Origin of the sequence: Knoellia locipacati (assembly GCF_007992835.1) — a bacterium.
Classification (GTDB): Bacteria; Actinomycetota; Actinomycetes; order Actinomycetales; family Dermatophilaceae; genus Knoellia; species Knoellia locipacati.
In genome coordinates this window covers 157,300-182,193 of record NZ_BKBA01000004.1, presented here as the reverse complement: position 1 = coordinate 182,193, position 24,894 = coordinate 157,300, and the positions used below count along the sequence as shown (strand labels likewise).

General features: G+C 73.8%; 14 protein-coding genes and 1 tRNA gene. 7 read left to right on the top strand and 8 right to left on the bottom strand.

Annotation, left to right across the window (positions count from 1 at the left end; translation table 11 throughout):
- Position 1 precedes the first annotated feature (1 nt).
- From KLO01_RS06690 to KLO01_RS06680, 3 genes are read right to left on the bottom strand one after another with little or no spacing between them, the layout of a single operon-like run.
- A complete protein-coding gene (locus KLO01_RS06690; protein WP_147063424.1) occupies positions 2 to 2,182 on the bottom strand; it encodes a hypothetical protein in 2,181 nt (726 codons plus the stop codon).
- On the bottom strand, positions 2,179 to 12,198 hold the full coding sequence (locus tag KLO01_RS06685) for a DUF6603 domain-containing protein (RefSeq protein ID WP_147063422.1): 10,020 nt from the start codon (positions 12,196 to 12,198) through the stop codon (positions 2,179 to 2,181). The genes KLO01_RS06690 and KLO01_RS06685 overlap by 4 nt, the downstream gene beginning before the upstream one ends.
- Positions 12,199 to 12,204: 6 nt before the next feature.
- On the bottom strand, positions 12,205 to 12,834 hold the full coding sequence (locus KLO01_RS06680) for a hypothetical protein (RefSeq protein WP_147063420.1): 630 nt from the start codon (positions 12,832 to 12,834) through the stop codon (positions 12,205 to 12,207).
- Between the two features lie 322 nt (positions 12,835 to 13,156).
- Between KLO01_RS06680 and KLO01_RS06675 the strand changes: the two genes are divergently transcribed.
- Both KLO01_RS06675 and KLO01_RS06670 read left to right on the top strand, forming a co-directional pair.
- On the top strand, positions 13,157 to 13,954 hold the full coding sequence (locus KLO01_RS06675) for a hypothetical protein (protein ID WP_147063418.1): 798 nt from the start codon (positions 13,157 to 13,159) through the stop codon (positions 13,952 to 13,954).
- A 48-nt stretch (positions 13,955 to 14,002) separates the two neighbouring features.
- The gene (locus tag KLO01_RS06670) at positions 14,003 to 14,242 is read left to right on the top strand and encodes a hypothetical protein (protein WP_147063416.1); all 240 of its coding nucleotides are present in this window, start codon (positions 14,003 to 14,005) and stop codon (positions 14,240 to 14,242) included.
- A 72-nt stretch (positions 14,243 to 14,314) separates the two neighbouring features.
- Here the strand turns inward: KLO01_RS06670 and KLO01_RS06665 are convergent, their stop codons facing one another.
- The gene (locus tag KLO01_RS06665) at positions 14,315 to 15,970 is read right to left on the bottom strand and encodes a serine/threonine-protein kinase (RefSeq protein WP_186827944.1); all 1,656 of its coding nucleotides are present in this window, start codon (positions 15,968 to 15,970) and stop codon (positions 14,315 to 14,317) included.
- A 171-nt stretch (positions 15,971 to 16,141) separates the two neighbouring features.
- Positions 16,142 to 16,224 (bottom strand) — tRNA-Leu (locus tag KLO01_RS06660).
- Positions 16,225 to 16,407: 183 nt separating this feature from the next.
- Here KLO01_RS06660 and KLO01_RS06655 point away from each other — a divergent pair.
- From KLO01_RS06655 to KLO01_RS06645, 3 genes are read left to right on the top strand one after another with little or no spacing between them, the layout of a single operon-like run.
- On the top strand, positions 16,408 to 17,199 hold the full coding sequence (locus KLO01_RS06655; protein WP_186827943.1) for a LamB/YcsF family protein: 792 nt from the start codon (positions 16,408 to 16,410) through the stop codon (positions 17,197 to 17,199).
- A gap of 7 nt (positions 17,200 to 17,206) precedes the next feature.
- Positions 17,207 to 17,857: a 5-oxoprolinase subunit B family protein gene (locus tag KLO01_RS06650; protein ID WP_307725656.1), complete on the top strand. Its 651-nt coding sequence runs from the start codon at positions 17,207 to 17,209 to the stop codon at positions 17,855 to 17,857.
- A complete protein-coding gene (locus KLO01_RS06645; RefSeq protein WP_147063410.1) occupies positions 17,854 to 18,717 on the top strand; it encodes a 5-oxoprolinase subunit C family protein in 864 nt (287 codons plus the stop codon). Before KLO01_RS06650 ends, KLO01_RS06645 begins: the two co-directional genes overlap by 4 nt.
- Here the strand turns inward: KLO01_RS06645 and KLO01_RS06640 are convergent.
- The 3 genes from KLO01_RS06640 to KLO01_RS06630 are packed head-to-tail and all read right to left on the bottom strand — an operon-like array spanning position 18,647 to position 21,674.
- Positions 18,647 to 19,945 carry a glycosyltransferase gene (locus KLO01_RS06640; RefSeq protein ID WP_147063408.1) on the bottom strand — a complete coding sequence of 433 codons (1,299 nt, stop codon included), beginning with the start codon at positions 19,943 to 19,945 and terminating at the stop codon, positions 18,647 to 18,649. The genes KLO01_RS06645 and KLO01_RS06640 overlap by 71 nt on opposite strands.
- Positions 19,942 to 21,051, bottom strand: a complete 1,110-nt coding sequence (locus KLO01_RS06635) for an NYN domain-containing protein (protein WP_147063406.1) — start codon at positions 21,049 to 21,051, stop codon at positions 19,942 to 19,944. Before KLO01_RS06635 ends, KLO01_RS06640 begins: the two co-directional genes overlap by 4 nt.
- The gene (locus tag KLO01_RS06630) at positions 21,048 to 21,674 is read right to left on the bottom strand and encodes a MerR family transcriptional regulator (RefSeq protein WP_147063404.1); all 627 of its coding nucleotides are present in this window, start codon (positions 21,672 to 21,674) and stop codon (positions 21,048 to 21,050) included. The genes KLO01_RS06635 and KLO01_RS06630 overlap by 4 nt, the downstream gene beginning before the upstream one ends.
- Before the next feature lie 103 nt (positions 21,675 to 21,777).
- Here KLO01_RS06630 and KLO01_RS06625 point away from each other — a divergent pair, with 103 nt between their 5' ends.
- Entirely contained in the window at positions 21,778 to 22,317 is a 540-nt protein-coding gene (locus tag KLO01_RS06625; protein ID WP_147063402.1) for a DUF4188 domain-containing protein, read from the top strand.
- Positions 22,318 to 22,381: 64 nt separating this feature from the next.
- A complete protein-coding gene (locus KLO01_RS06620; protein WP_147063400.1) occupies positions 22,382 to 24,883 on the top strand; it encodes a phosphoketolase family protein in 2,502 nt (833 codons plus the stop codon).
- The last annotated feature ends 11 nt before the right edge of the window (positions 24,884 to 24,894 follow it).

Below are 24,894 nucleotides of genomic sequence, written 5' to 3'. Positions count from 1 at the left end.
CTCAGTCCTCCAGCTCGTCGAGGGCGGCATCGAGGGCGTCGGGCGCACGCCGTGGCCCCGGACCGGCGCGACCCGGACCGGCGCGACCCGGACCGGCGCGACCCGGGCCACCACGCCCGATGCCACCGCCGACCCGGTCCACGTGGTCGACGCGCTCGATCGGGCCGAAGGCACCGGCGCCGAGGACCGGGTTGAGCTGCGCTGGCAGGCCGAGGGCGTCGACGGCGAGCAGGCCCGTGGCGAGGTCGAGCTCGAGCCGCAGGGCCCCGCGAGTGAGGTCCTTGGCCTCGCGGCCGGGCAGGTCGCGCAGGTCGACGCGGGGCATGGGTGCGTCGCGCAGGATGCGCGCGAGGTCGACGAGCGGGGCCGAGAGGTCCGCGTCGATGGCGAACCCGCCGGCGAGCGTCCTCGCCAGCCCGGCACCCTCGAGCGAGTCCAGCCGCATCGTCGTGCCGCGTGTCACCGGGGCGAGCGGGTCACCGAGCACGGTGGCCGGGGTGGCCGCCAGACCGCGTGCGAGGCCCCGCCCGAGCAGGATCCCGAGCGCCCGCTCCGGGCGCACCTTGAGTCCCTGGAGCTCGAGCCCGTCGAGCGCCTTGGCCCAGAGCGCCTCACGGCGCGCGGCCTGGTAGTGCGTCTGCCGCCAGGCCAGCAGCGCCGACACCGTCGCCGGGGCGTTGAGCGCGAGCAGCCGTCCGATCTCGAAGGCCACGGCGAGAGAGAGGTCCTCGCGCCGGTCGGGCACCACCGCACGCAGCTGGTCGGCGGTGTGCGCGAGCGGCAGTCGGTCGGCGGCGGTGTCGGCGGGGTGCGGCAGGAGCGGCCCGCGGTACCACGCGCGCACCGTGTCGCCCCGCCGCGTGCGCTGGTCGATGCCGACGTGCCCGGTCTCCACGACCTCGAGCGGCAGGAGCCCCGGGGTGCGTCCCGGTGTGCGCAGCGGGTTGGCCGGCGTCGTCTCCTCGGGCGGCAGCGTGCCGAGCAGCCCCGAGTCGAGGTGGTCCATGAGGCCCTCGAACGTCACGTCCCCCACCGAGGTGAACGACCAGTGGAGCAGCACGGGGAAGCGGTACTCGGGTTCGAGCTGGATGTGCTTGACCGACTCCTTGATCCGCCCGAACGGCTTGGCCATGACGTCGTAGACCGAGTCCGTCGCCGCGGCGGTGCCGGTGGCCCAGCCCTCGCGCAGCTGCGGCGTGACGGTCCGGCTCTCCTTGGCCACGGTCGCCCTGCGGATCGGCCGCATCGCGTCGACCGAGTCGGCCTGCGGATCGTCGACCGAGTCGGCGTGCGGCCCGGCGTGGACGTTGGCCTGTGTCCCGAGCGCGTGCGCGACGTTGCCGGCCCAGATGTCGTCGGCCTTGAGGGTGCCCATAACGACGTGGTCGCTCTCGGCGGCGTCGAGGACGAGCTCGGCCATCTCGTGCACCGGCCACACGGTGTGCGTGCGCTGGGGTGGGCTCTCGCGGCGCAGGACGTCGAACTGGCCCTCGAGGTTGAGCAGCGCGCAAAGGTAGGTCACGGGGACCTCCTTGCCGGCGGCGTCACGACCGGGGAGGGGCAGCCGGTTGGCGATGACGACCGCGAGGAAGCCGTCGTCGTCGCCCATCATCAGCTCGGTGTCGTGGATGTCGACCTCGCGGGCGTGCGCGAGCAGCGCCACGTCCTTCTGCGTCGGCAGCACCCTGTCGACGACGGACCGCCGCACCTGGAGGTAGTTGCCCTGGGCGACGTCCGGTGTGCCCGGCAGCACCTGGCCGGGCGTGACGCACTCGGCGACGGGCTGGTTGAGGACGAGCTGGGCCTCGTTCTCGGCGATGACGACGAGCGCCAGCCACGGCGTCTCGGGCCGGTCGATGTCGGTCTCGTTCTCGGGGTCGACGGTGCGCTCCCACGGCAGGGTGCGCCGCTTGATGACGACCTGCGGGAGCCGGCTGCCGTAGGCGCCCTCGGTGTTCGCCGGCGGATAGGTCGAGAGCACCTGGTCGGGCGGCAGCTGGAAGCGCGGCGAGGTGACGCGGACGTGGGTGCGCAGGTCGTCGACGGGCAGTGCGCCCGGGTCGAGGCGTCCCTTGGGCCCGGTCGCGTCGAGGTCCTGCTCGGTCGTGAACCGGTAGTCACCGGCGGGCAGCGCTGGCGCCAGGTTGGCGTAGAGCTGGAAGTGGCCCTCCTTGATGGTCATCGCCTCCTCCTCGCCGGGCGCTTGGGTGGGTCGGTCCAGGTGAGCTCGGCGCCGTCGCCCTCGGTGGCGAGCACCCGCGCGACGACGGCCTCCAGACCGTCCCTGGCCAGCCGTTCCGCGTATGCCGTGTGCCCGCCGTCGCCGTCGGGCGCGGCGAGGACGCCGGTCACCTGCCACGTGCCACCCGACCGGACGACGACCCGGACGCCACCGGCGGCCCGCTGCTCGCGGTCGCTGACGACGGCGTGGACGAGCACGGTGGTCGAGCCGAGGACGACGGCGACCGGTGGCTTCGGATGCCCGTCGGCGCCGAGGGCAGGGGTGGCGCCGACGAGGTCGATGTCGGCGGGGGTGGGGGTGACGGGCTCCTGCCCGGTGAGCGCGACGGCGACGATGCCCACTGGTCCGGCGAAGCGCGTGACGATCTCGCGGGCCGAGGCGACGAGCTCGTCGGCGTCGCACCACCCCGTGGCGGCGGCGTCCTGGAAGGTCCCACCCGCGGCGTCGACGCTCAGGGTGCACCCCGCGGCCAGACCGACGTGGCTGCCGAGCCGCGCCACCCGGCTCCGCGAGGTCCAACCGGCACTGCTCGCGCTCCCGCCGGCGCCGCCGTCGGCGCCGGCGATCCCGGCCGTCGCCGACCCGTCGGCGTGGGCGGCGACGAGGGTCGTGCCGACGGGCACCTCGACGCTCGATCCGGAGACCACGCGGTCGCCGGTGACGAGGCGTCCGGTGATGGTGACGACCCTGGCGGTGCCGTCGACGGCGAGCGAGGGGCGGAGGTCGGGGTCGACGTCGATCTGGGCGTCGGGGCTGCGCAGGACGACGAGGTCGCCCGGCCGCAGCCGGGTCCCGGTCGCGTCCGCCCGCGCAGCCCTCGAGCTGCGTCGCGGGGCCGGCCGGCTCGTGCCGGCGAGGCTCCCGAGCCCACCGACGAGGGGCCCGCCACCCGCGGTCGCGAGGGAGGAGCCGACGCGCCCCACGGCATACGTGCGCACGGCACCGGCGACGTCGGTGCGCGGCAGGGTGGTGGCGAGCACGGTGTCGCCCGTGACGACGCCGGGTGCGGCGGTGCCGCGGAGGACGACGGGCAGGTGCACCCCGAGCCGGCCCTTGACCGACTCGATCGTCGGCGCCGGGCGCCGCTTGAGCGAGCCGTCGGCCACCGTCGTCACCGGGGCTCGCACGGCGGCGCCGACCCCGGAGGTCATGAGCGCCGCGACGACCGGGCGGCGCGCGGAGCGGACCTCGACCGGCACGGGCTCGCTCGGCAGGCGCTGGCCGTCGGCGCCGTTGGCCTTCGCGAGACCGTCGGTGAGCGAGGCGATGCGGGGGGGCGAGACGCGGTCGCGGCGGTAGGACGCCCGGGCGAGGGCGCTGTGCTGACCCGGCTTCATGACGTCGAGCACGGGCGGGAAGAGCGTGGCCCGCGCGAGCACCAGCGCGTCGTCGGACGTCGCGGGCACCGGCAGGGCGAGGTCGCGCGAGGTCTTGAGGAAGGCGGCGCGGGTGGCACCGGTGGCCCGCAGCGGGAGCGGGCGGCGACCGGCGGTGACGCGGCGGTACTCGATCTGCGGGCCGACGGGGTTGAGGGCGATCCCGGCGACGAGGGTGACGCGGTTGCCGGCGGTGACGATCTCGGTGCTCGGCAGGGCCGGTGCGGAACCGAGCGACTTCGGCGAGCCCCACACCCCGAGCGGGTAGTGGTCGCGGTCGACCCGGGAGGCGAGCTTCCTCAGGTGCGCGGAGTCGGGCTCCCAGGCGCCGGAGAAGTTCTTGCGCTCGAGCGTGACCCGGACGGTCGAGGTGAGCCCGGCGGCACCCATCGGCGCCATGCCCAGGCTGGTCGGGGCGCCGCTCGAGAGCGTGAGCGCCACCGCCTGCGCCGAACCCTGCCCGACGTCGACGTGCGACGTCGGGATCGTCGTCGTCAGGGTGAGCTCGAACTCCGCGAAGACCTGGAAGGGCAGGGCGAGCGAGCCGTCGGCGCTCGGGGCGCCCTTCGGGCTGGACGTCGCGGTCGGGAGGGTGCCGCGGCCGGTGATCGCCGACAGGGCCTTGGCGGCGCTGCCAGCGTCCTCGAGGTACTTCGTGACGAAGTGCGGCCAGTCGAGGGTCTCGGGCTCGACCTTGGCCTTGTCGCCGAACTCGACCGGCACGGTGCAGGGCCCGATCTCGAACTCGGCGCGACCGGCGAACTTCGGTCCCCAGACCTTGATCTTCGCGCCGATCGAGATCGAGAACGACAGCGAGCCGAACGGCCACGGGAGGTCGATGTCGATGCCGGCGGAGATCCGGGCGTAGGCCATGACCTCGAACCAGAATGGGTCGAACCAGACGATGCCGTGGGCCCCGAACGAGACCTTGGCCCAGACCCACCCGAAGTCGAGGCTGACCTCGATGTCGAGCCCGGCCATGAGCGCCTCGGAGGTGAGGGCGAAGTAGGAGCCGCCCTTGATGACGATGGCGTCGCTGACCTTCCACACCAGACCGAGCCGCGGGACCTCGGGGTAGCCCACCGGCACCGGGAAGTCGGGGTGGTAGCCGCCCATGGTGAGGACGAACTGCCCGGCCAGCGGCCCCTTCCACCAGATCGCGAAGGCGAACCCGCCGGTGAGCCGGACGTCCTCGTAGAGCAGCCACGAGTTGTCGGTGAGCTGGGCCTTGATGAGGAAGACGCCCTCGCTCGTGGAGAAGTGCGCGAGCAGGGCGAGCTCGATCGACACGATCGCCGCGCCCGGACGCGGCAGCGCCATCCGCGCGAGCCCGAAGAGGTTGACGTCGAGCCCGTTGCCGAACGACACGGCGATGACCGCGACCCCGTCGACGAGGTTGAACGACGTGAACGAGATGCCCGCGGCGAACCAGAACTCGCCCATCCGGTGCGGGAAGTAGGTCGCGAGCTCGCGCAGCCGCACCATCGGGTCGGCCGGCGGCGTGGCCGCGGGGTCGAGGGCCTGGATGAAGGGGAAGTCTCCGAACCTCGACAGGTCGTCGGGCACGCGGAGCCCGCGGTTGATCCCCAGGCCGCCGCCGATCCCGGTGAGGAAGAACATCGGTGGCCCGCCGAACGGCCCGTTGACGCCGCCGAAGATGAAGAACGAGGCGTTGCCGCGGTCGTTGGTGAACCCGCCGAAGACCGACAGCCCGTATGCCGCGAACCTCCCGACGAGCATCCCGACGTAGGACACCGCCGTGCCCTCGGTGAGCTTGAGCAGGCCGCCCGAGATCGAGACACCCGCCATGTCCGCGGCGACCGCGAGGCCGTTGAGGTCGACCGCCCAGTTCTCGATCCTGGCGACGTCGCCGCCCTTCCAGGTGATGCCGAGGCCGTCGACGGCGGCCGTGAGCCCGAAGAGCGAGACCTGTCCGGTGAACAGCAGGCTGATCGACGTCACCGTCCCGCCGCTCTCGGTCGTCCCGAGGCCGACGCGCTCGACGTAGAGCGGGCCGAGCTGGCGCTGCACCACGAGCCACCACGGGCCGGGCGGGTCACCGGCACGCAGCGTGACCCCGAGCTTCTCGGTGGGGCCGGGGTGCTTCTGCAGGGCGAGCGACGGGCTGAACGACGGCCGGCTCGATCCGCTGGACGAGCCGACGTCGGTCATGAGCGAGTTCGCCATGGCGTTGTCGCCGCCACCACCAGCAGGGGCGACCGACAGCCCGTCGAGCTTGAGCCGGATGCCACCGCCCAGACCCTCGCGGGCCGCCTCGCCGTAGAGGTTGACCTCGATGGCGTCGATCGAGAACCCGTCGAGGTCGACGATCGGACGGGCGGCGCCCGAGAACCGCAGGCCCACCCCGGTGACCCGCACCTGCGGGACGATGTCGAGCGAGGTCCTCGTCCCCTCGAGCAGGAAGATGTGGAGCCCGGACGGCGGCGCTCCCGTGATCCAGTCCGCCCGCGAGACGAGCTCGACCTTGGGGTCGCTGTTCGAGAGCACGAGCGGCTTCTTGACGTCGAGCCGGAGCCCGATCTTCTTCGTGGCGACGTCTCCCTCGGGCTCCGAGACGAGGCCGAGCGTCACCTGGTCGCCGATGGTGAGCTCGAAGCCGGGGGTGATCGTCGCGCAGTTCCACGCGAGGGTCTGCAGCCGGTCGAGCAGCTCCTCGGGGTGGAAGAGCGCGTGCACGAACCCGGGGTCGATCCGCCGCTGGGCGTTGCTGAACACGACGTCCTTGAGCAGCGCCGTCGCACGGTCGGTGATGATGCTCCCGAGCTGCTGGGCGACGAGGCCGGAGACGATCTCGACCCCGATGCCGAGGAGGTCGGCGGCGATGGCCTCGGGCGCCTGCGACTGTCCCGGCGAGGAGCCGCCCGTGATCGCCCACAGCTCCGGCGGGCTGGTGTCCAGCGCCCACCGCAGCTGGACCGACTCGACCTCGTCGACGGCGAGCCCGACGGCGAGGAGCCGGGTGCCGACGCCGGCCGCGACACCGGCCCGGACCACGACGACCGGGCGCAGCGTCGTGGGACCCAGCGGAACGACGAACGGCCCACCGCGCACCGCGACCCGCACGCCGCTCGCGTCGAGGCGGAGCTCCTCGACCGCGAAGCGGCCCCACGTCCCGAGCGCGATGTCGCACCCGAAGCTCACCGACGGTGTGCCCGACCCGTCGACCGTGACCGAGAACGGCCGCACCCCTGCGACGGCCGTCCCGAGCCCGAACCGCCGCACGGTCCCGGCGCCGTCGAGCGTGCTGGCGACGAGGGTGTGCGCCGGGTCGAGCGCCTCGGCGAGCGCGGCCAGCCCGGTGGACGCGAGCGCGGGCAGGCGGCTGAGCAGCACCGCGCCCGGCCCGGGCGGCTGGGTGTAGAGCCGCAGCTTCCCCTTGTCGACCTTGGCCGCGACGAGCAGGTCGAGGGCGCCGCAGACGTCGAACGTCGCCTGCGCGACCTGTTGTCGCAGAGAGGCGGCGTCGGTGCGGTGGCCGACCAGCTCGTTGAGCGCGAGGACGACGAGCGACTCCGCGCCGTCCGCGAGCGCACTGCCCAGCCCGGGTCCGGCGGGGACGAGCCGCAGGGCGGTGTCGGGGGCGGGTCGCACGAGGTCGAGCCGCACGGGCGCCGGGTCGGAGCCGCCGACACCGAGGTCGAGACCCCAGCCGTCGACGGTGACCCTCGCGTCGAGCAGGGCGACGGGGGCACCGGTCGTGCCGATCGACAGGCCACCGGTGAGCGAGGTCGCGACGGGGCGCCCGTCGATCGTGGGACTCAGCGCGACCGCGGCGGCGAGCTCGAGACGACCGGCGACGACGGCATACGTCACGGTGACGTCGTCGGTGAGCGGCCATCCCGGTGTCGCGCCGCGGTCCGGGGTGACGACGCGGGCGAGCGCGTCGAGGACGGTGACCGTCGCCGCGAGCGGGTCCACGCGCGCCCTCAGCCACCCGACGGGGTCCCAGACGAGGCCCAGCGGCGGGACGAGGTCGCGGACGCCGGACTCGGGGTCGGCGGAGCCGAGCAGCCCTGCGGCGCCGAGGCACTCGTCGAGCACGGGGTCCTCGACGATCTCCCGCAGCGCGGTGCCGAGTGCCTTGAGCAGGAGCGCCGGGAGCAGGGCGGTGGCGAGCGACACGAGACCGTCGGCGTTGGGGTCGGGCAGGAGCGCGACCTGGGCGACCGGTCGCCCGGGTGCGGCAAGGTCGACCCGCAGGGTCGCGCCGCCGGGCCCCGCGTGCCCGACCAGCTGCACCCCGCCGAGGGTGTCGTCGACCGCGCCGACCCTGACGTCGACCCCGGCGCCGGTCGGTCCCGCGGCGAGGGTGACGGTGAGCGGCACCGGTTCGGTGAGGGCGAGCTCGCCCGCCACGGTGCCGGTGGCGAGGTCGACGGTGAGGTGGGCGGGCCCGCTCGACACCCGGAAGGCCGTGGGCACGACGTCGGACGGGACGCTGCCGCCGATGATCCCGCGCAGGGCGGTGGCGACCGCGAGGGGTGCGGCGGCCACACCGGCGCGCACCGTGGCGGCCGGGTCGTGGAGCAGCCGGTCGAGCCCGCTCGGGTCGAGGCCGCCGTCGCGCAGCAGTCCGACCGCGGTGAGCAGGTGGGCGAGGTTCGTGTCCGTGCGCAGCCGCGCCACGACCTCGCCGAGCAGGATGCGGACCTCCGGCGGCGCCCCGGTCCCGTCGCCCGTGACCGTCCAGACCTCCCGGTATGCCGTGTGCGCGCGAGCCTCGTGCAGGCTCACCTCGGTGCGCCCGGCGCCACCGTCGAGCGGGACGTGCACCTCGAACCCGACCCAGCGGCACTCGATGTCGTGCTGCGCGGCACCGGGTCCACCGACGAGCCAGCCGTCCGTCACCGCCACGGTGAGACTGACGGTCACCTCGCGCTGCGGTCGCAGGCGGGGCGCGGCGCGGGCCACGGTGAGCAGGTCGAGCCGGGCGCCGGCTCCGAGGAGCAGCCCGCCGATCGTGCCGTCGACGACGGGGAGGTCGAGCGCGACGTGCACCTCCTGCGGCGGACCGGACGGCAGGGCCTCGAGCGCGCGAAGGCGCGCCTGGACGGTCTGCGCGACGAAGGCCCCGAGGGCGCGCTCGATGTCCCCCGAGCCCAGCGAGGCGAAGCACGCGTGCACCCGCACCGACGGGTCGCGGGTCACCGCGAGGGCGCTGGGGAGCCGGGTGAGGTCGCTGCGGCTGCGGCCCACGAGGTCCAGTCCCTGTCGCGCGGGGGCGGACCCGAGGCCGAGGACGGTGTCCGCCTGCGCCGACGTGTCGCTCGGCGCGAGGGCGGTGAGGAGGCGCAGGGCGTCCCCGGTGAGGTCGGTCTCGAAGGCGGTCGTGGCGACGGGGCCCCACGGGGTGCCGACGGTGACGACGTCGTCGACCGAGGTCGCCACCGTTCCGAGGGCCGTGGCCCGGACCGTGGCGGCCCCGGCCCCACCGTGCCCGACGAGCAGCACCGGCGCGGTCCGCGCGGCGAGCGCGGCAGCCACCCGTTCGGCCTGGGCGAGCAGGCCGTCGTGGTCGGGTCGGTCGGCGGCGGCCTGCGCGACATCGGGCACGAGAACGAACCACGGCCCGTCGCCGGTGGCCGGGACGGCCGCGGGGCTGGGACCGGTGGCGTCGATCCGTTGGGGTGCCGGGACGAGATCGAGCCAGTCCTGGTCGTGGACGCCGACGCAGCCGACGTGCACGACGGCGGCCGGCACTCCGTCCTGACCGGGCGCGACCGGCAGGCCCGCGCCGCTGCGCACGGAGGCGACGAGGCCGGCATACGTGAGGCCGGCCGCAGTCCTGACGCGCACCCCCGCGTCACCCGCGAGCACCTCGTGCCCGTCGACCTCGACGGTCGCGGGTGCGGCGACGAGGCCGTCGGTGCCCGACCAGCGGGTGACGAGTCCGGTCAGACCGGTGGCGAGACCCGTGCGCCCGTGCAGCAGGTCGGCGAGCTCGGGCACACTCGGCGCGACCGAGAGGAGGACGCTCGCGGTCGTCGCCGCGCTCGGGATGCTCGTGCCGGTGAGCAGGTCGAGGGCCTCGGCGGGGCCGCGGCGGGCCGTCTCGGGCCGGCAGCCGGGGACGGTCCACACCGCGAGCCCGGGAGCGCCGGCCGCGCCACCGACAGGGAGCCGCCACGGACGCTCGGGGCGGCCGTCGCCGAGAGGTGCGCCCAGGGACCCGGCGGAGAGGAGCCAGGCGAGCGGGCGCAGCGCCGAGCCGAGCATGCGGCAGTCGAGGGTGAGGTCGAGCAGCCACTGCTCGATCGCCCCCGCGGGGTCGGTGAGGAGCACGTCGAGGGCCAGCCGCGCGCGTACCGTCGGCGGGGCACCGAAGCGGGCTTCGGCCTCGCCCCACCCGACGAGGTCCGCGAGCGCGTCGAGGACGTCGCTGCCGACCCTGCGGAGCAGGTGGCCGAGGACCCGCTCGAGGGCGGCCCAGTCCGGTGCCCAGTCGGGGCTCCAGCTGCCGTGCTCGTCGAGGTGGGGCAGCGGGACGGGCAGCCGGTCGGGGGCGCGGGACCCGAGGCCACTGACGAGGAGCGCGACTCCCTCACCGCTCGGTGCGACCCGCACCCCCGAGCGCGGTGTCCACGTGACGTCGACCCCGAGCCGGGGGGCCTCGATGGCGAGGTCGTCCCCGATCCGCAGGACCGCCGGGTCGGTGCCGCGGGGGCCGATCCCGGCACGTCCGACGACGTCCTCGAGGAAGGACGCCGCACCGGTCGAGAGGTCGAGGCTGAGTAGCGAGAGCCGGGCGGACGCGTCGACCCGGAGGTCGTCGAGGACGTCGAGGTCGGCCACCGCGGAGACGGCGACCCGCAACCTCGTGCCGTCACGCCAGAGGTCGAGCCCCACGGTGTCGTCGTCGCCGAGGACGATCCGCCACGGGTCGTCCACGCGGCCGGTCCCGGGGACGATCGGGCCGGCGGAGCCGAGCAGGAGGTGCCGCACGGCGCCGAGGGCCTGCGTCATCGCGTCCTGGTCGTCGGTGATGGCGAGCCAGTAGTCGCGCATCGTCGCGACCGGGTCGCGCACGAGGTCGAGGATGTCCGGGCTGTCGATCGTCCCCGGTGGGTCGACCCCGAGGAGGACCTTGAGGAGGCCACCGGCGTCACCGAGCGCGTCGAGGGCGTCGGAGAGGACGCCGTCGAGCACGTCGTCGGCCGCGTCGAGGGCCGCGTCAGGGCTGGAGAGGTCGAGCACGTCGCGGTGCGGCTGTCCGGGGAGGTCGACGTCGTGGAGCGTGAGGACGAAGGCCGGACGCCTCGCCTCGTCGAGGCGCAGGCCGACGTGCACCGACCCGAGTCGCGGTTGTCCGGCACCTCCCGCGAAGAGCCGGGTGCCACCGGCGTCGGCGCCGAACACGGCCTCGGCCCGCAGCGCCGGGATCGCCGTGGCCGCACCCGTCCCGGTGTCGGCGACGAGCAGGTCGACGTGGGCGAGGGCCTGCGCACCCGACCGGGTGCCGAGTGCCAGCTCGACCCACGGCGTGAGGGTCGGGTGCCCACCGGTGCCGGCGGCGACGACGAGCCCGACGGTGACGGTGCACGGGCCGACCGTGAGGGTCACCGCGTTGCGGGCTGCGTCGGGGGTCCCACCGGTGAGGGCGGCGAGCTCGGCGAGCCACGCGTCGAGGTGGGTCTCGGTCTCGAGGATGTCCTCGAGCCAGTCGACGAGGGCCGGCAGTCCGCGCTGGACGATGTCCTCGAGCGGCAGCGGCGGCAGGTCGGCCACCCCGTCGCGCAGGCCGAGCATGCCCGCGAGAGCCCAGACCCTGGCGAGCGCCGGGCTGCTCGTCGGGAGGGCGGCGACCTGCGCGCGCACCAGACCGGCGATGAACTGCATCAGGTCCGGCCCGACGGTGGCGAGGTCGTCCAGGGTCAACGTCTGCGTCGTCGGGGACGCCGCACCCGGCAGCTGGAGGTCGGTGAGCGAGAGCCGGAACTCGACGGGTTCGTTGCCGGTCGGGATCCCGATCGACGCGGAGAGCCCTCGCAGGAACGACTCGCCGGGCACGGGGGGTGCGTCGGTGAAGGTCGCCTCCACCTCGACGCCGATCCGCCCGCCCTCCCGGCCGAGGAGCAGCCAGCTCGGGTTCGGCCCGTCGGCCGGGCGGGTGTCGCTGCCTCTGGCGACGTGGGCGATCGGGACGTGGAGCCGGGTCGTCACGCGGGGCGCGGCGGACGGGTCACCGGCGAGCCCCGTTCGGTGCTCGACCCCCACCCCGATGCGCACCGTCCCTGCAGTGGCGGACCCGGTCGGTTCGAGGACGGCATACACCGTGACCGCAGGGTCCACGTTGGCGAACAGCGGCACCCATCGGGACGTCGCGTCGTCGTGACCGGTGGGCGGCCCGAGGACCTCGTCGACGAACTCGATGAGGGCGTCCCGCTGGTCGTCGTCGGAGAGGAGGGTCGCGAACCCGTTGGCGTTGGTGTGCGGCGGCGCCGCGCCGCCGACCGGGTCGCCGAACCAGTCGGGGTTGCTGTCACCGTTCGTCCCGCGGGTGAGACCGATGGCGCGCGTGAGTGACCCGAACCCCCCGAGGTCGTCCTCACCGAACGCCATGACTGCTCACCCCCTCATCGCCGCCGTCCGTGACATGGGCTGCACGAGCAGGACGCCCTTCTCCGCGGCGATCCCGCCCGGGATGAGGGCCCGCGCCCGGGTGTCACGACCGAGCTGGGCGCACACCCGGCGGGTCAGCTCGACGAGCGACTCCCACGCGAAGGCGGTGATGGCGTCCGACCACGCGTCGGTGACGACCGGTGGCCCGGACAGACGGGTGAAGGTCGACATGACCAGACCGGTCGGGGCCTCGACGGTGCCCACCGCGAACGGCACCGACACCGCGGTGGGCTCCCGCAGCTGGTCGCAGTCGACCCGGACGCCGACGGTGACCAGGCCGTGGTCGCAGTCGAGGGTCGTCGCCGACGTGTCGACCTCGAGCTCGGCCGCTCCCTGCTGCCAGACGAGGACCGGCGTCGTGTCCTTCGGCAGGTCGGCGACGAGACGCACGACGTCGACGAGGAGCCGCTGGGCGTCGCGGACCGGGATCCGGACCTGGTCCTTGCTCGTCTGACCGGGTGGCACGCGCTTGGTCAGCGGCGTGAACCACGTCGCCCTGTCGAGCACCGTGACGAGGCGTGGCAGGTCCGCGTTGTCGGCGAGGCTGCTCGCCGCGACTCGCGATTTCCCTGCCATGACCGGCCTCCGACAAAGAGGGCACCGGACGTCTGTGTCGTGTCACCGCTGCGGAGGTCGAGGTCGTCGACGCGCGGTGGAGAACCGGCTGTGGCATCCGACTCAATGACACGAGTGTGGTGACCCCTCAGGGGCCCCGACATGGCCAATCCGGGCTAGTCACTGCCGACGTGTGCCGTCATCCGGATCGAGACGAGCAGGGTGGTCGGCCCCGGCAGTCGCGGTCTTTTCGCCGTTCGGCAGCGGGACCGCGGTCGCGTCCAGCAGGATGACCCGCGGGTCCCGGGACGTCGGGTCGGATCGGGAGAGGGAGGGCAGTCTCGTGCGTCGAGTCGTCCGGGGCGTCATGGGAGTCCTCGTCGGAGCGGCCCTGCTCGCCGGGTGCGGCCCGGATGCGGGCACGACCTCGGGTTCCGCCGGCACACCGTCGTCGAGCACCACCCCCGGCCCCACCGCCGGCGAGAGCGCGACCACGTCACCGCCACCCACCGGCATGGTCGACGTCCAGCTCGCCCTCGACCGGATCGCCGAGGCGCAGTCGTGCGAGGCGCTGACGGCGACAGAGGAGGTCAACGCACGCGAATACGGTTCTCCCGAACAGGTCGCGGCCGTCCAGCCCGCCGACCTCGCCCGTCGCGAGGCCCTGCACTGCGAGGTCTGGACCGACCCCGTCACGGGCCTGCCGGCGCTGCGCGAGGCCGCCGACACCCAGGACACCCCGGACTCCGAGGTCCGGCTGTCGGCGGTCCAGCCCCTCAAGCCCGTCGCCGTCAGCACTCACGACAAGCCGACGATCGGCCCCTTCGACTGCGTGCCGGTGCCCGACCAGAACACGGCTCAGTGCTCGGCCACCAACATGGTCACCTTCACCCTCTACGAGTCGATCGTCGACGGCGCCACGATGGAGGCGCGCTTCCCTGACCTCCTGTCGTCGGCCACCGCCACGTCCACGCCGGCGGTGCTGTGCAACGGTCCGACGTACGGCGACGCCGGGGGCGGCATGGCGTGCTTCGAGAAGGTCGGCCCCGACGTCTACGTCATGGGCTTCACGACGTACCTGCCGTCGCTGGGTGCCGACACGGTCGCCTACCTGACCCACGACGTCGCGCTGGGGCAGTAGCCCGCCCGCACACCTCCGTGGGGGCCGAGCCGCCGCCAGGTTGAGGCGATGCCAGAGTTCCTCGAGAGCGACCGCGTCACCCTGACCCTCGCCGAGGGCGTGCCCACAGTCGAGCTGACCGATGTCGAGGTCTCCGGCGCGCAGTGGTGGTCCTTGCTCAACAAGGCCACCATGCTCGTGGTCGACGGACCCGGCGACGAGGGCTTCTCGTGCGGCGGACGGAGCGCGACGGTGCCGACCTCGCGCCCGACGGCTGGGACGAGGCGGTCACCTCACACGGGTCCGTGACCGTGCTCGCGTCGGGGACCCGGATCGACGCCGCCGTCATCGACGGATGAGGACGCCGTCAGCCGTCAGCCGTCAGCCGCGTCGGCTGCTCAGCACCTCGGAGGCCGCGATCTTGAGGACGCCGCCCTCGTCGACGAGCCGGTAGCGGGTGCTCTCGACGACGGTGCGACCGTCCTTGTAGGAGTAGGTGATCGTGGCGGTGACCCGGTCCGGTGAGGTGGCGCGGACGTTGCTCACCGTGACGTCGCGGACGGGTGACCAGAAGCGCTCGAAGCCCTGGCGACCGCCGCTGGGGCTGCGCTGGTAGCCCGCGGTCAACAGCGGCCAGGCCGAGTCCGTGTCGCCGGGGAGCAACCCGTAGTACGTGGTGATCGCCGTGCCGAGCCGGGCCGACGAGCTCGACGGGGTCGAGGCGCTCGGCGACGGCGTCGTGGCACTGGGGGTGGGCGTGGCCGACGGCGATGAGGTCGTGGGCGTGGCCGAGGGCGTTGGGGTCGTGGGAGTGGCGGAGGGCGTCGGTGACGCGCTCCCCGGGGTGGTCTGGGTCGTGGCGCCCGAGTCCGCCGTGGACGGGTCGCCACCGTTGTCGTCGTTCAGTGCGGACACGAGCCCCCACACCAGCCCTGCCACGACCATGGCGGCGACGAGCAGGAGCAGTGGCGAGAGCCGTCGACGGCGTCCCGTCTCCGCGACGTCACCCGCCGGGGTAGGCGCCGGGGGCTGTTCCCGGGCCCGGTCGTGCTGCGGGAGCAGGTCGTCGAGGAGGTCCGGCTCACGCTCCACCGGCTCACGCTCCACCGGCTCACGCTCCACCGGCGCGGGGTCGGCCTCCGCCGCGTGGTCGGCCACCGCTGGGGCGCCGGCCACCGCGGCCATGGGTGCCGTCGTGTGCACCTCATGGGCCCCGTCGTCAGCGCGGAGGTCTGCCAGCGTGACCGCGACGGCCTCCATCGAGGGGCGGTCGCCCGGCTCCGAGGCCAGCATCTCGAGCAGGAACGGCGTGAGGCTCCCCGCCCGGGTCGGCGGTGAGACGTTCGCCGCGGCCACCTTGTGCAGCAGGGCGAGCGAGTTGCCGTCCGAGCCGAAGGGAGGCGAACCCTCGAGAGCGGCATACAGGGTCGAGCCGAGCGAGAAGACGTCCGCCGGGAACGACGCGTCCTCCCCGCGAGCCACCTCCGGCGCAAGGTACGCAGGGGTGCCGTGGATCATCCCGGTGCGCGTGAGCGTGGCATCGCCCATCGCGTGTGAGATGCCGAAGTCGCTGATGTGCGCGCCACCGTCGGGCGTGATGAGGATGTTGCCCGGCTTGACGTCGCGGTGGACGATGCCCAGCGCGTGGGCCGCCGTGAGTGCGGAGGCGACCTCGGCACCGACCGTCGCGACCCGGGCCAGGGGCAGCGGTCCGCTGTCGCGGATCACCGTCGACAGCGGGGTCGACGGCAGCAGCTGCATGATGAGGCACGGCTGGCCGTCGTGCTCCACGGCATCGAAGACCGGCACGGCGTGGGCGTGGTGCAGCCGAGCGGTGATGCGCGCCTCGCGCATGGCGCGGTCCTTGGCCTCCTCGGCCTCGGCCTGCGGGACGCCGCGAAGCGCGTGCAGCTGCTTGACGGCCACCGCCCGCTCCAGACGCTCGTCCCAGGCCTCCCACACGACGCCCATCCCCCCGGCCGCGATGACCTTGACGAGACGGTAGCGCCCGGCGATCAGGGCATCCTGGTCGTTCACGCGCAGCCTCCTCCTGTGGTCATCGATCGAGCCTAAGGGCCGCTTCGCCCGTGCGACGCCGGGGGACGGACCCGATGTCGCCCCGTGCACCCTGAGTGCAGCGGAGAAGCAGAAGGCCCCGAACCGACGGGGTTCGGGGCCTTCCGGGATGTCCGCGGACATCTCCACACGTGCGCAAGGGGGGATTTGAACCCCCACGCCCTTTCGGACACTGCGACCTGAACGCAGCGCGTCTGCCGTTCCGCCACTTGCGCGTGAGCCGTCCCAGTGTGCCGCACGCACCCCACGTCCTCCAAACCGGATCCGGTATGCCGTCGGCCCACCACCGTGGGACCGCCGTTGCGTCACGTGGTGGAGCGAAGACACTCCTCCACCCGACACACCTCCTCAGCGGCGACGGACGACGACCGGCCTCGCGTCACGGGCAGACTGGCCCCATGACGGGAGCCACGACCGGCGCCAGCACCACGAGGCGGGTCGACCTCAATGCGGACCTCGGCGAGTCGCTCGGCACGTGGCGGCTCGGCGACGACGACGCGATGCTCGACGTCGTCACGAGCGCCAACGTCGCGTGCGGCTTCCACGCCGGCGACAGCCTCACCCTCCAGCGGACCTGCGCCCGCGCTGTCGAGCGGAGCGTCGTCATCGGCGCCCAGGTGGGCTACCGCGACCTCGTCGGCTTCGGGCGGCGCTTCGTCGACATGGACCCCGACGAGCTCACCGCCGACGTCATCTACCAGGTCGGCGCCCTCGAGATGCTGGCCCGGGTGGCCGGCGGCCACGTCGCCTACGTCAAGCCGCACGGCGCCCTCTACAACGCCATCGCGCACCACGAGGAGCAGGCGGAGGCCGTCGTCCGGGCGGTCGTCGCCATCGACCCGGACCTGCCCGTCCTCGGCCTGCCCGGCTCGGTGTTCCTGCGCCGTGCCGAGGCCGCCGGTCTGCGCACGGTGGTCGAGGCGTTCGCCGACCGTGCCTACACACCCGAGGGCACGCTCGTGCCCCGCGGCGCACCCGGTGCCGTCCTCCACGACCCCACGGAGGTCGCAGCCCGGATGGTCCGGCTCGTGACCGAGCAGCGGGTCACCGCCGTGGACGGCACCGACATCGAGGTGCAGGCCGAGTCGATCTGCACCCACGGCGACTCGCCGGGCGCCGTCGAGATGGCGCGCGCGGTCCGGGCGGCCCTCACCGGCGCCGGCGTCGAGATCGCACCCTTCACGGCCTGAGCCCGCCGTGCCCGTCGACGTCCGCCTCCTCCCCATGGGCGAGTGCGCCTGGCTCGTCGAGACCGACGACCTCGAGTCGGTGCTCGCGCTCGAGTCCACCCTCGGAGGGCTCGTCGAGGACGGCGACGGCCCGTGGGGCGAGGTGGACGACCTCGTCCCCGCCGCCCGCACCCTCCTCGTCGTCGCCCGGGCCACCACCGACCTCACCGCCCTCGCGCACGCGATCCGCGCCGCCGCAACCGACGCCGACGCCACGACCCCGCGGCCTGCCTCCCGCGTCGTCGAGGTGCCCGTCCGCTACGACGGCCCCGACCTCGACGCCGTCGCGGCCCAGACCGGGCTGACTGCCGCCGAGGTCGTCTCCGCCCACACCGGCACCCCGTGGCGGGTCGCGTTCGGCGGCTTCGCACCCGGCTTCGCCTACCTCGTCGGCGGCGACCCACGGCTCGTCGTGCCCCGACACACCGAGCCCCGCACCCGCGTCCCGGCAGGTGCGGTGGGGCTCGCGGGTGAGTTCAGCGGCATCTATCCGCGCGAGTCGCCGGGCGGCTGGCAGCTCCTCGGCACGACCGACCTCGTCCTCTGGGACCCCGACCGCGACCCTCCCGCGCTCCTCACCCCGGGCACCACCGTCCGCTTCGTCGAGGTCCCGAGATGACACCGGCCGTCGAGGTCCTCGACCCCGGACCGCTCACCCTCGTCGAGGACCTGGGCCGCGTCGGCCACCTCGCCGTCGGCGTCGGGCGGGCCGGTGCCGCGGACGTCGGGTCCTACCTCCTCGGCAACCGCCTGCTCGGCAACGCCACGGGGACGCCCTCGCTCGAGGTCACCTTCGGCGGCCTGCGCCTGCGCGCGGTCGGCGAGCTCCTCGTGTGCCTCACCGGGGCGCCCGCTCCGGCCGAGCTCGACGGGCGGGCCGCGCCCCACAACGCCCTCGTCCGGGTCCGGGACGGCCAGGTCCTCTCTCTCGGTATGCCGTCCGCAGGCCTGCGCACCTACGTCGCGGTCCGCGGTGGGTTCGACGTCCCGCCCGTGCTCGGGTCGGCGTCGAGCGACACGATGTCCGGGCTCGGCCCGGCACCCCTCGCCGCCGGTCAGGTGCTCGAGGTGGGCACCCGCACCGAGTCCTTCCCGGTGCTCGACGCCGCCGGCGTCGCCGACCCGCGCAGCGGCACCGTCGTCCTCGACGTCACCCCCGGGCCGCGCCACGACTGGTTCGCCGACCCCGCGGCGCTCGCGAGCACGACGTGGACGACCTCCTCGCGCAGCGACCGGCGGGGGATCCGCCTGGACGGCACCCCCGTCGAGCGTCTCCTCGACCGGCGCGACGCCGAGCTCGCGAGCGAGGCTCTGGTGCGTGGCGCCATCCAGGTCCCACCGGGCGGGCTGCCGGTGCTCTGCCTCAACGACTCCCCGGTCACCGGCGGCTACCCGGTCATCGGCGTCGTCACTGCGGCGTGCGTCGACCGGGCCGCGCAGCTCCAGCCGGGCCAACCGGTCCGCTTCGCCTGGCGCTGAGCAGCTCGACCGCGCGGGCCACCCCGTCCTCACGCCGAATCTCCGCTCCCACCACCGCCGCTCGCGACCTGCGCTCGCCGCGGGCGAACCCACGCAGCACCGCCGTGAGCCACTCCTGCGACAGGGCGTGCCGCCGGACAGGACGGGCGCCGACACCCAGCTCCCACACCCGGCGTCCCCAGTACGGCTGGTCACCGATATGGGCCACCACCGCCTGCGGCACCCCGGCACGCAGCGCGGCCCCGGTCGTCCCCGCCCCGCCGTGGTGGACGACCCCGGCCATCCGCGGGAACAGCCACCCGTGCGGCACGGGACCCACCGCGTGCACCCACTCGTCGTCGTGCGACTCGAGCCCCGCCGAGCCCGAGTGCAGCACGACCCGCACCTCGGCGGCCCGAGCGGCCCGGGCGACGACCTCGCCGAGCGCCCGCGCCTCGCGGGTCGACATCGACCCGAACCCGACGTAGGCCGTGGGCCCGTCAGCGAGCCAGGACGCCAGCCGTGGGTCCGGCACGAACCCGGGGTCCTCGTCGAGGAACCAATAGCCCGTCACCGCCGGGTTCCCCTTCCAGTCCGGCGCCGGCGGCACGACCACCGGCGAGGCGGCGAGCAGTGCCGGGGTGCGACGGACCGCCTCCAGCACGCCCCGCCGCCCCGTGCGTGCCAGGCCCATCTCGGCACGGGCCTCGTCGCCGGCGATGCCGACCACGGACGCGACCGTGTGCAGGAGCGCCTGTCCCGCGAGGCGATTCACGAGCGAGCCACGACGGGGGAGCCGCGGCTGGAGACCGGCCCACCCCTCCCGCGACGGGCGCATCGGCGCGAACTCCGTCGTCACGTGCCGGCCGCCACCGACGGCCACCATGGCGTCGACGGCGTGGACCGTGAGGAACCCGCTGACCCACAGGTCGGCCGAGCCGACGAGCGGGACCCACGCGCCGGCATACTCCTGCACGGTCGAGCGCACGAGCCGGCGCATGGCCGCGAGCTCGTGCCACGGGCTGCGGCTCGACTCACCGAGCCAGGCGACGCCCAGCGGTGAGGCGATGAGCTCGTCGATCCGCAGTCCGGCCGGGACGAACCCCACCCCGTGGCCGGTGACGAGCCCCTCGAAGTCGTCGCCCGCGCAGATCGTCACCGTGTGGCCGGCCCGTTGCAGGCCCACCCCGAGCGCGACCATCGGCTGGACGTCGCCCCGGGACCCGGCGGCGATGATGTTGACCCTCACGTGAGGCGGATCCGCCCGACGTGGTGCCAGAAGCGGTCGCGGACACCGTGCCGGGCCGCGTCGTCGATGTCGTAGGCCCCGGACCGGCTCGACAGGTCGAGCAGCAGCGCCCGGTCGAGCTCACCGGGCACGGTCGGGTGCGCACCCCGCAGCTCCGCGAGCGATCCGGGAGTCGCGGTGCGGCACCACGACGAGACCACGGCATACGCGACGGCGTCCCAGAGGCCGGGGCCCGCCTCGGTGGCCGCTGCCGCCACGGGGGTGAGCGGCTCCGGGAGCACGACCTCGCTCGCTCGCAGACGCCCGAAGACGGCCGGCGAAGGACCCGGTATGCCGTCCGGTCGGCTCCGGGGGACCGTCTCACCCGTCTCCGGGGCTGCCACGTCGGGCTCGGGGAGGCCGGGCTCGTCCGTCGAGGGCTCGGCCGTCGCCGACGGGTCGACGGTCGGGTCCGGGTCGACCGGGTTGAGGACGACCACCGAGTCGTCGGCGGCCACCAGCTCGTCCGCCGCGTCGTCGGACTCGCCCGGAGCGGGAACGAGTCCGGGGGCCAGGGCCCGCGAGCGCACGCACAGGTCGATGGTCTCGGCGTCGACGAGCAGCTCGTCGTCGGCCGCGCGCCGCAGGTGCTTGGACACCGCGTGCGAGGTGCCGGTGACGCCGGGGACCGAGAGCAGGCGGACCTGCACACCGGCGCCCTGCGCCTCCTCGACCGCCTCGGTGAGGTCGTCGTCGCCGGAGACGAGATAGACGACGTCGGCGACGCGGGCCCGGCCCTGGAGGGCGAGGTCGAGCCCGAGGCGGACGTCGACGCCCTTCTGCTCGCCGGCGTACGAGAGGCGGCCGAGGCGGAGCTTGACCCGGGGGAGCAGCCCGATGAGGTCCTGCTGGTGGTCGGGCTGCCCGCCCGGGCGCGACCCCGAGTCGTACCAGTTGACGCGCAGGACCGGCAGCCCCGAGTCGGTCTCGACCTGCTCGACGAGCCGTCGCACGAGGGCCGGGTAGTCGACCTCGACGCTGCTGCGCAGGGACGACCCCGTGACGCGGGTGGCCGCCGAGGCGAGGAGGTAGCCGACGTCGACGTAGACCGCGCACCAGGAGCTCATGGCCCCACCCTCTCAGCCCGACGGGAGACGTGCTGCTGCGCGAGTCGACGCAGTGCGACGAGCACCGGGTCGACGAGCAGGGTCCCGAGGACGACGTGTCGCACCGCCGCCTCCGGGTCCTCCGGGACGGTGGAGACGTCGACCGTGGCGATGCCCTCGACGTGCTCGGCGTAGCGGTCCATCCGGTCCTCGTCGAGGCCGAGCGCGGCGTGGTCGCACGCCTCCCAGGCGCGGGCGAGGTCGTCGATGAACGGGTCCATCGGGTCGATCTCCCAGCCGTGGCGCTCGATCCAGTCACGCACCCGCTGGGTCGAGCCGCCGTCGGCGCCGTCAGGGGTTCGCGCCCCCGCCCGGACCAGGGTGCGCTGGGCTGCCTCGAGCACGTGGAGGCGGTCGGTGCCGGGTTCGGTGATGACCTCGAGCACCTGCTCGATGGTCGCCAGCGAGAGGCCGCCGACCTCGCTCAGCGCCCGCACCAGGCGGACCCTGTCGACGTGCGACTCGTCGTAGTCGGCCGAGGTCCGCGACAGGGTCCGGCCCGGGTGGAGCAGCCCCTCACGCAGGTAGTACTTGAGCGTCGCGACCGCGACACCACTCTCGGCGGACAGCTCGGCGAGCCGCACGGCATACCTCCTTCGGAAGAAAACTCTTGACTTTGGATAGTAGTCGTCTCCAAGATGGTTGCTAGTGAGATAGTTCCACTATCCAAGATGCAGGGAGCCCGTCATGCCCGACCAGACCGCACCGGCCGACGCACCCGCCGTCGTCCGCACGACCCACACGTGGGACGACTCCCTCGTCGTGTTCCACATCGGGATGACCTTCCGGAAGCCGCACCGCCCGGACCTCTGGCTGCCCGTGTTCCTCGCGATGCCCAAGATGCTCGCCGAGCTCGAGCGCAACAAGGCCGCGGCCGCGCGCGGCGAGGCCGAGGACCTCGGCTTCCTCGGGGCGACGACCCTCATCGGTGCCAAGGGCCCGTGGGTCGTGCAGTGGTGGCGCAGCACCGAGCACCTCTACGCGTACTCGAGGATGAGCACGAAGGCGCACCTGCCCGCGTGGCGCGCCTTCAACACGGCCGCGCGTCGCTCGCCCGGCGCCGTGGGCATCTGGCACGAGACGTATGCCGTCCCCGCCGGTGCCGTCGAGACGATCTACGGCAACGGCTCGACGGTGGGCCTCGGCGCCGTCACCGGGACCGTCCCCGTGATGCGCCGGGGACGCACCGCCCGCGAGCGCCTCGGGACCTCGCTCAACCCCGAGTGAGCGCGCGCCCGCGTCACTAGGGTGAGGAGGGCAGTCGCAGCCACCCTCTCGAGAGGACCGCACGATGTCGACCTCAGCCCCGGGCACGCCCTGGCAGTCCCGCTCCGACGCCGGGGTCCCGGCGCTCGACGACGGCACGCTGGACCGCATCCACCGGTGGTGGCGGGCGGCGAACTACCTCTCGGTCGGGCAGATCTACCTGCTCGACAACCCGCTGCTGCGCGAGCAGCTGCACAAGGACCACGTGAAGCCGCGGCTCCTCGGCCACTGGGGCACGACGCCCGGGCTGAACTTCCTCTACGCGCACCTCAACCGGGCGATCGACGAGCGTCGGCAGTCGACGATCTACGTCACCGGGCCCGGGCACGGCGGGCCGGGCCTCGTCGCCAACACCTACCTCGAGGGCACCTACACCGAGACCTACCACGACATCACCCAGGACGTGGCCGGGCTGCAGCGGCTGTTCAAGCAGTTCAGCTTCCCCGGCGGGATCCCCTCGCACGTCGCGCCCGAGACCCCGGGGTCGATCCACGAGGGCGGCGAGCTCGGCTACGCCCTCTCGCACGCCTACGGCGCCGCCCTCGACAACCCCGACCTCCTCGTCTTCGCCGTCGTCGGCGACGGCGAGGCCGAGACCGGCCCGCTCGCCACGAGCTGGCACGCCAACAAGTTCGCCAACCCCGCGACCGACGGCGTCGTCCTGCCGGTGCTCCACCTCAACGGCTACAAGATCGCCAACCCGACGGTGCTCGCCCGGATCGGCCACGACGAGCTCGAGTCGCTCATGGTCGGCTACGGCCACACACCGCACTTCTTCAAGGCGGGGTTCGACGACGAGGCCCCGGAGAGCTACCACCGGCGCTTCGCCGAGCTGCTCGACGACGTGCTCGACGAGATCGCCGCGATCAAGGCCGAGGCGGCCCGGGTCGGCGCCGACGACGTCGAGCGCCCGCGCTGGCCGATGATCGTCTTCGAGCACCCCAAGGGCTGGACCGGCCCGAAGCAGATCGACGGCAAGCCCACCGAGGGCCACTGGCGCAGCCACCAGGTGCCGCTCGCGAGTGCGCGTGACACCGACGAGCACCTCAAGAACCTCGAGGACTGGCTCCAGTCGTATGCCGTGGACGAGCTCTTCGACGAGTCCGGCCGGCTGCACGAGGACGTCGCCGCGCTCGCCCCCGAGGGCCACCTGCGGATGGGTGCCAACCCCCACACCAACGGCGGCCTCCTGCGGACCCCGTTGCGCCTGCCCGACTTCCGCGACTTCGCCGTCGAGGTCGACGAGGAGGCCCGCGGCGCCGCCGTCGCCGAGGCCACTCGCGTCCTGGGCAACTGGCTCGCCGAGGTCATGCGCGCCAACCCCGAGAACTTCCGGATCTTCGGCCCGGACGAGACCGCCTCGAACCGACTGGGCGGGGTCTTCGACGTCACCGCGAAGCAGTGGAACGCGGCATACGAGCCGTTCGACGAGGCCGACCCCATGCGCAAGGTGGGCAAGGTCCTCGAGATGCTGTCGGAGCACCAGTGCCAGGGCTGGCTCGAGGGCTACCTGCTCACCGGGCGCCACGGGATGATGAGCAGCTACGAGGCGTTCATCCACATCGTCGACTCGATGTTCAACCAGCACGCCAAGTGGCTCAAGGTCACCAACCACATCGAGTGGCGGCGCCCGATCTCGTCGCTCAACTACCTGCTCAGCTCGCACGTGTGGCGACAGGACCACAACGGCTTCAGCCACCAGGACCCCGGGTTCATCGACCACGTCGTCAACAAGAAGGCCGACATCATCCGGGTCTACCTGCCGCCGGACGCCAACACGCTGCTCTCGACCTGGGACCACCTGCTGCGCACCGACCAGTGCGTCAACGTCGTCGTCGCGGGCAAGCAGCCGGGCCCGACGTGGCTGACGATGCAGGAGGCCATCCACCACTGCACCCGCGGCCTGGGCATCTGGGAGTGGGCCGGCTCGGAAGGGTCGGGCTCGGAGTGCGACGTCGTCCTCGCCTGCGCCGGTGACGTGCCGACCGTCGAGGTCATGGCCGCCGCCCAGCTGTTGCGCGAGAACCTGCCCGACCTCAAGGTGCGCGTCGTCAACGTCGTCGACCTCATGCGCCTGCAGGACGAGGTCGAGCACCCGCACGGGCTGAGCAACCGCGACTTCGACACGATCTTCACCCCGGACAAGCCGGTGATCTTCGCGTACCACGGCTACCCGTGGCTCATCCACCGGTTGACCTACCGCCGGACCGGCCACGAGAACCTCCACGTGCGCGGCTACAAGGAGGAGGGCACGACGACGACGCCGTTCGACATGGTCATGCTCAACGACCTCGACCGCTTCCACCTCGTCATCGACGTCATCGACCGCGTGCCCGGCCTCGGGTCGAAGGCGGCCGGGCTGCGACAGCGGATGCAGGACAAGCGCTTCGAGGCGCGGGCCTGGGCGACGACGCACGGTGAGGACCTGCCCGAGGTGCGCGACTGGGTGTGGGCCGACGCCGGCGACACCGGGACCGGGCAGGGCGGCCCCAACGCCACCCAGCTGACGGGCGGCGACAACGACTAGGGCTCGACCCC

What these genes read in the sequence shown, in the direction of transcription:
- KLO01_RS06670 (WP_147063416.1), top strand. Translation starts at nt 14,003, where the DNA reads ATGCCAGAGTTCCTCGAGAGCGACCGCGTCACCCTGACCCTCGCCGAG.
- KLO01_RS06685 (WP_147063422.1), bottom strand. Translation starts at nt 12,198, where the DNA reads ATGGCGTTCGGTGAGGACGACCTCGGGGGGTTCGGGTCACTCACGCGC.
- KLO01_RS06635 (WP_147063406.1), bottom strand. Translation starts at nt 21,051, where the DNA reads ATGAGCTCCTGGTGCGCGGTCTACGTCGACGTCGGCTACCTCCTCGCC.
- KLO01_RS06620 (WP_147063400.1), top strand. Translation starts at nt 22,382, where the DNA reads ATGTCGACCTCAGCCCCGGGCACGCCCTGGCAGTCCCGCTCCGACGCC.
- KLO01_RS06680 (WP_147063420.1), bottom strand. Translation starts at nt 12,834, where the DNA reads ATGGCAGGGAAATCGCGAGTCGCGGCGAGCAGCCTCGCCGACAACGCG.
- KLO01_RS06645 (WP_147063410.1), top strand. Translation starts at nt 17,854, where the DNA reads ATGACACCGGCCGTCGAGGTCCTCGACCCCGGACCGCTCACCCTCGTC.
- KLO01_RS06625 (WP_147063402.1), top strand. Translation starts at nt 21,778, where the DNA reads ATGCCCGACCAGACCGCACCGGCCGACGCACCCGCCGTCGTCCGCACG.
- KLO01_RS06655 (WP_186827943.1), top strand. Translation starts at nt 16,408, where the DNA reads ATGACGGGAGCCACGACCGGCGCCAGCACCACGAGGCGGGTCGACCTC.
- KLO01_RS06690 (WP_147063424.1), bottom strand. Translation starts at nt 2,182, where the DNA reads ATGACCATCAAGGAGGGCCACTTCCAGCTCTACGCCAACCTGGCGCCA.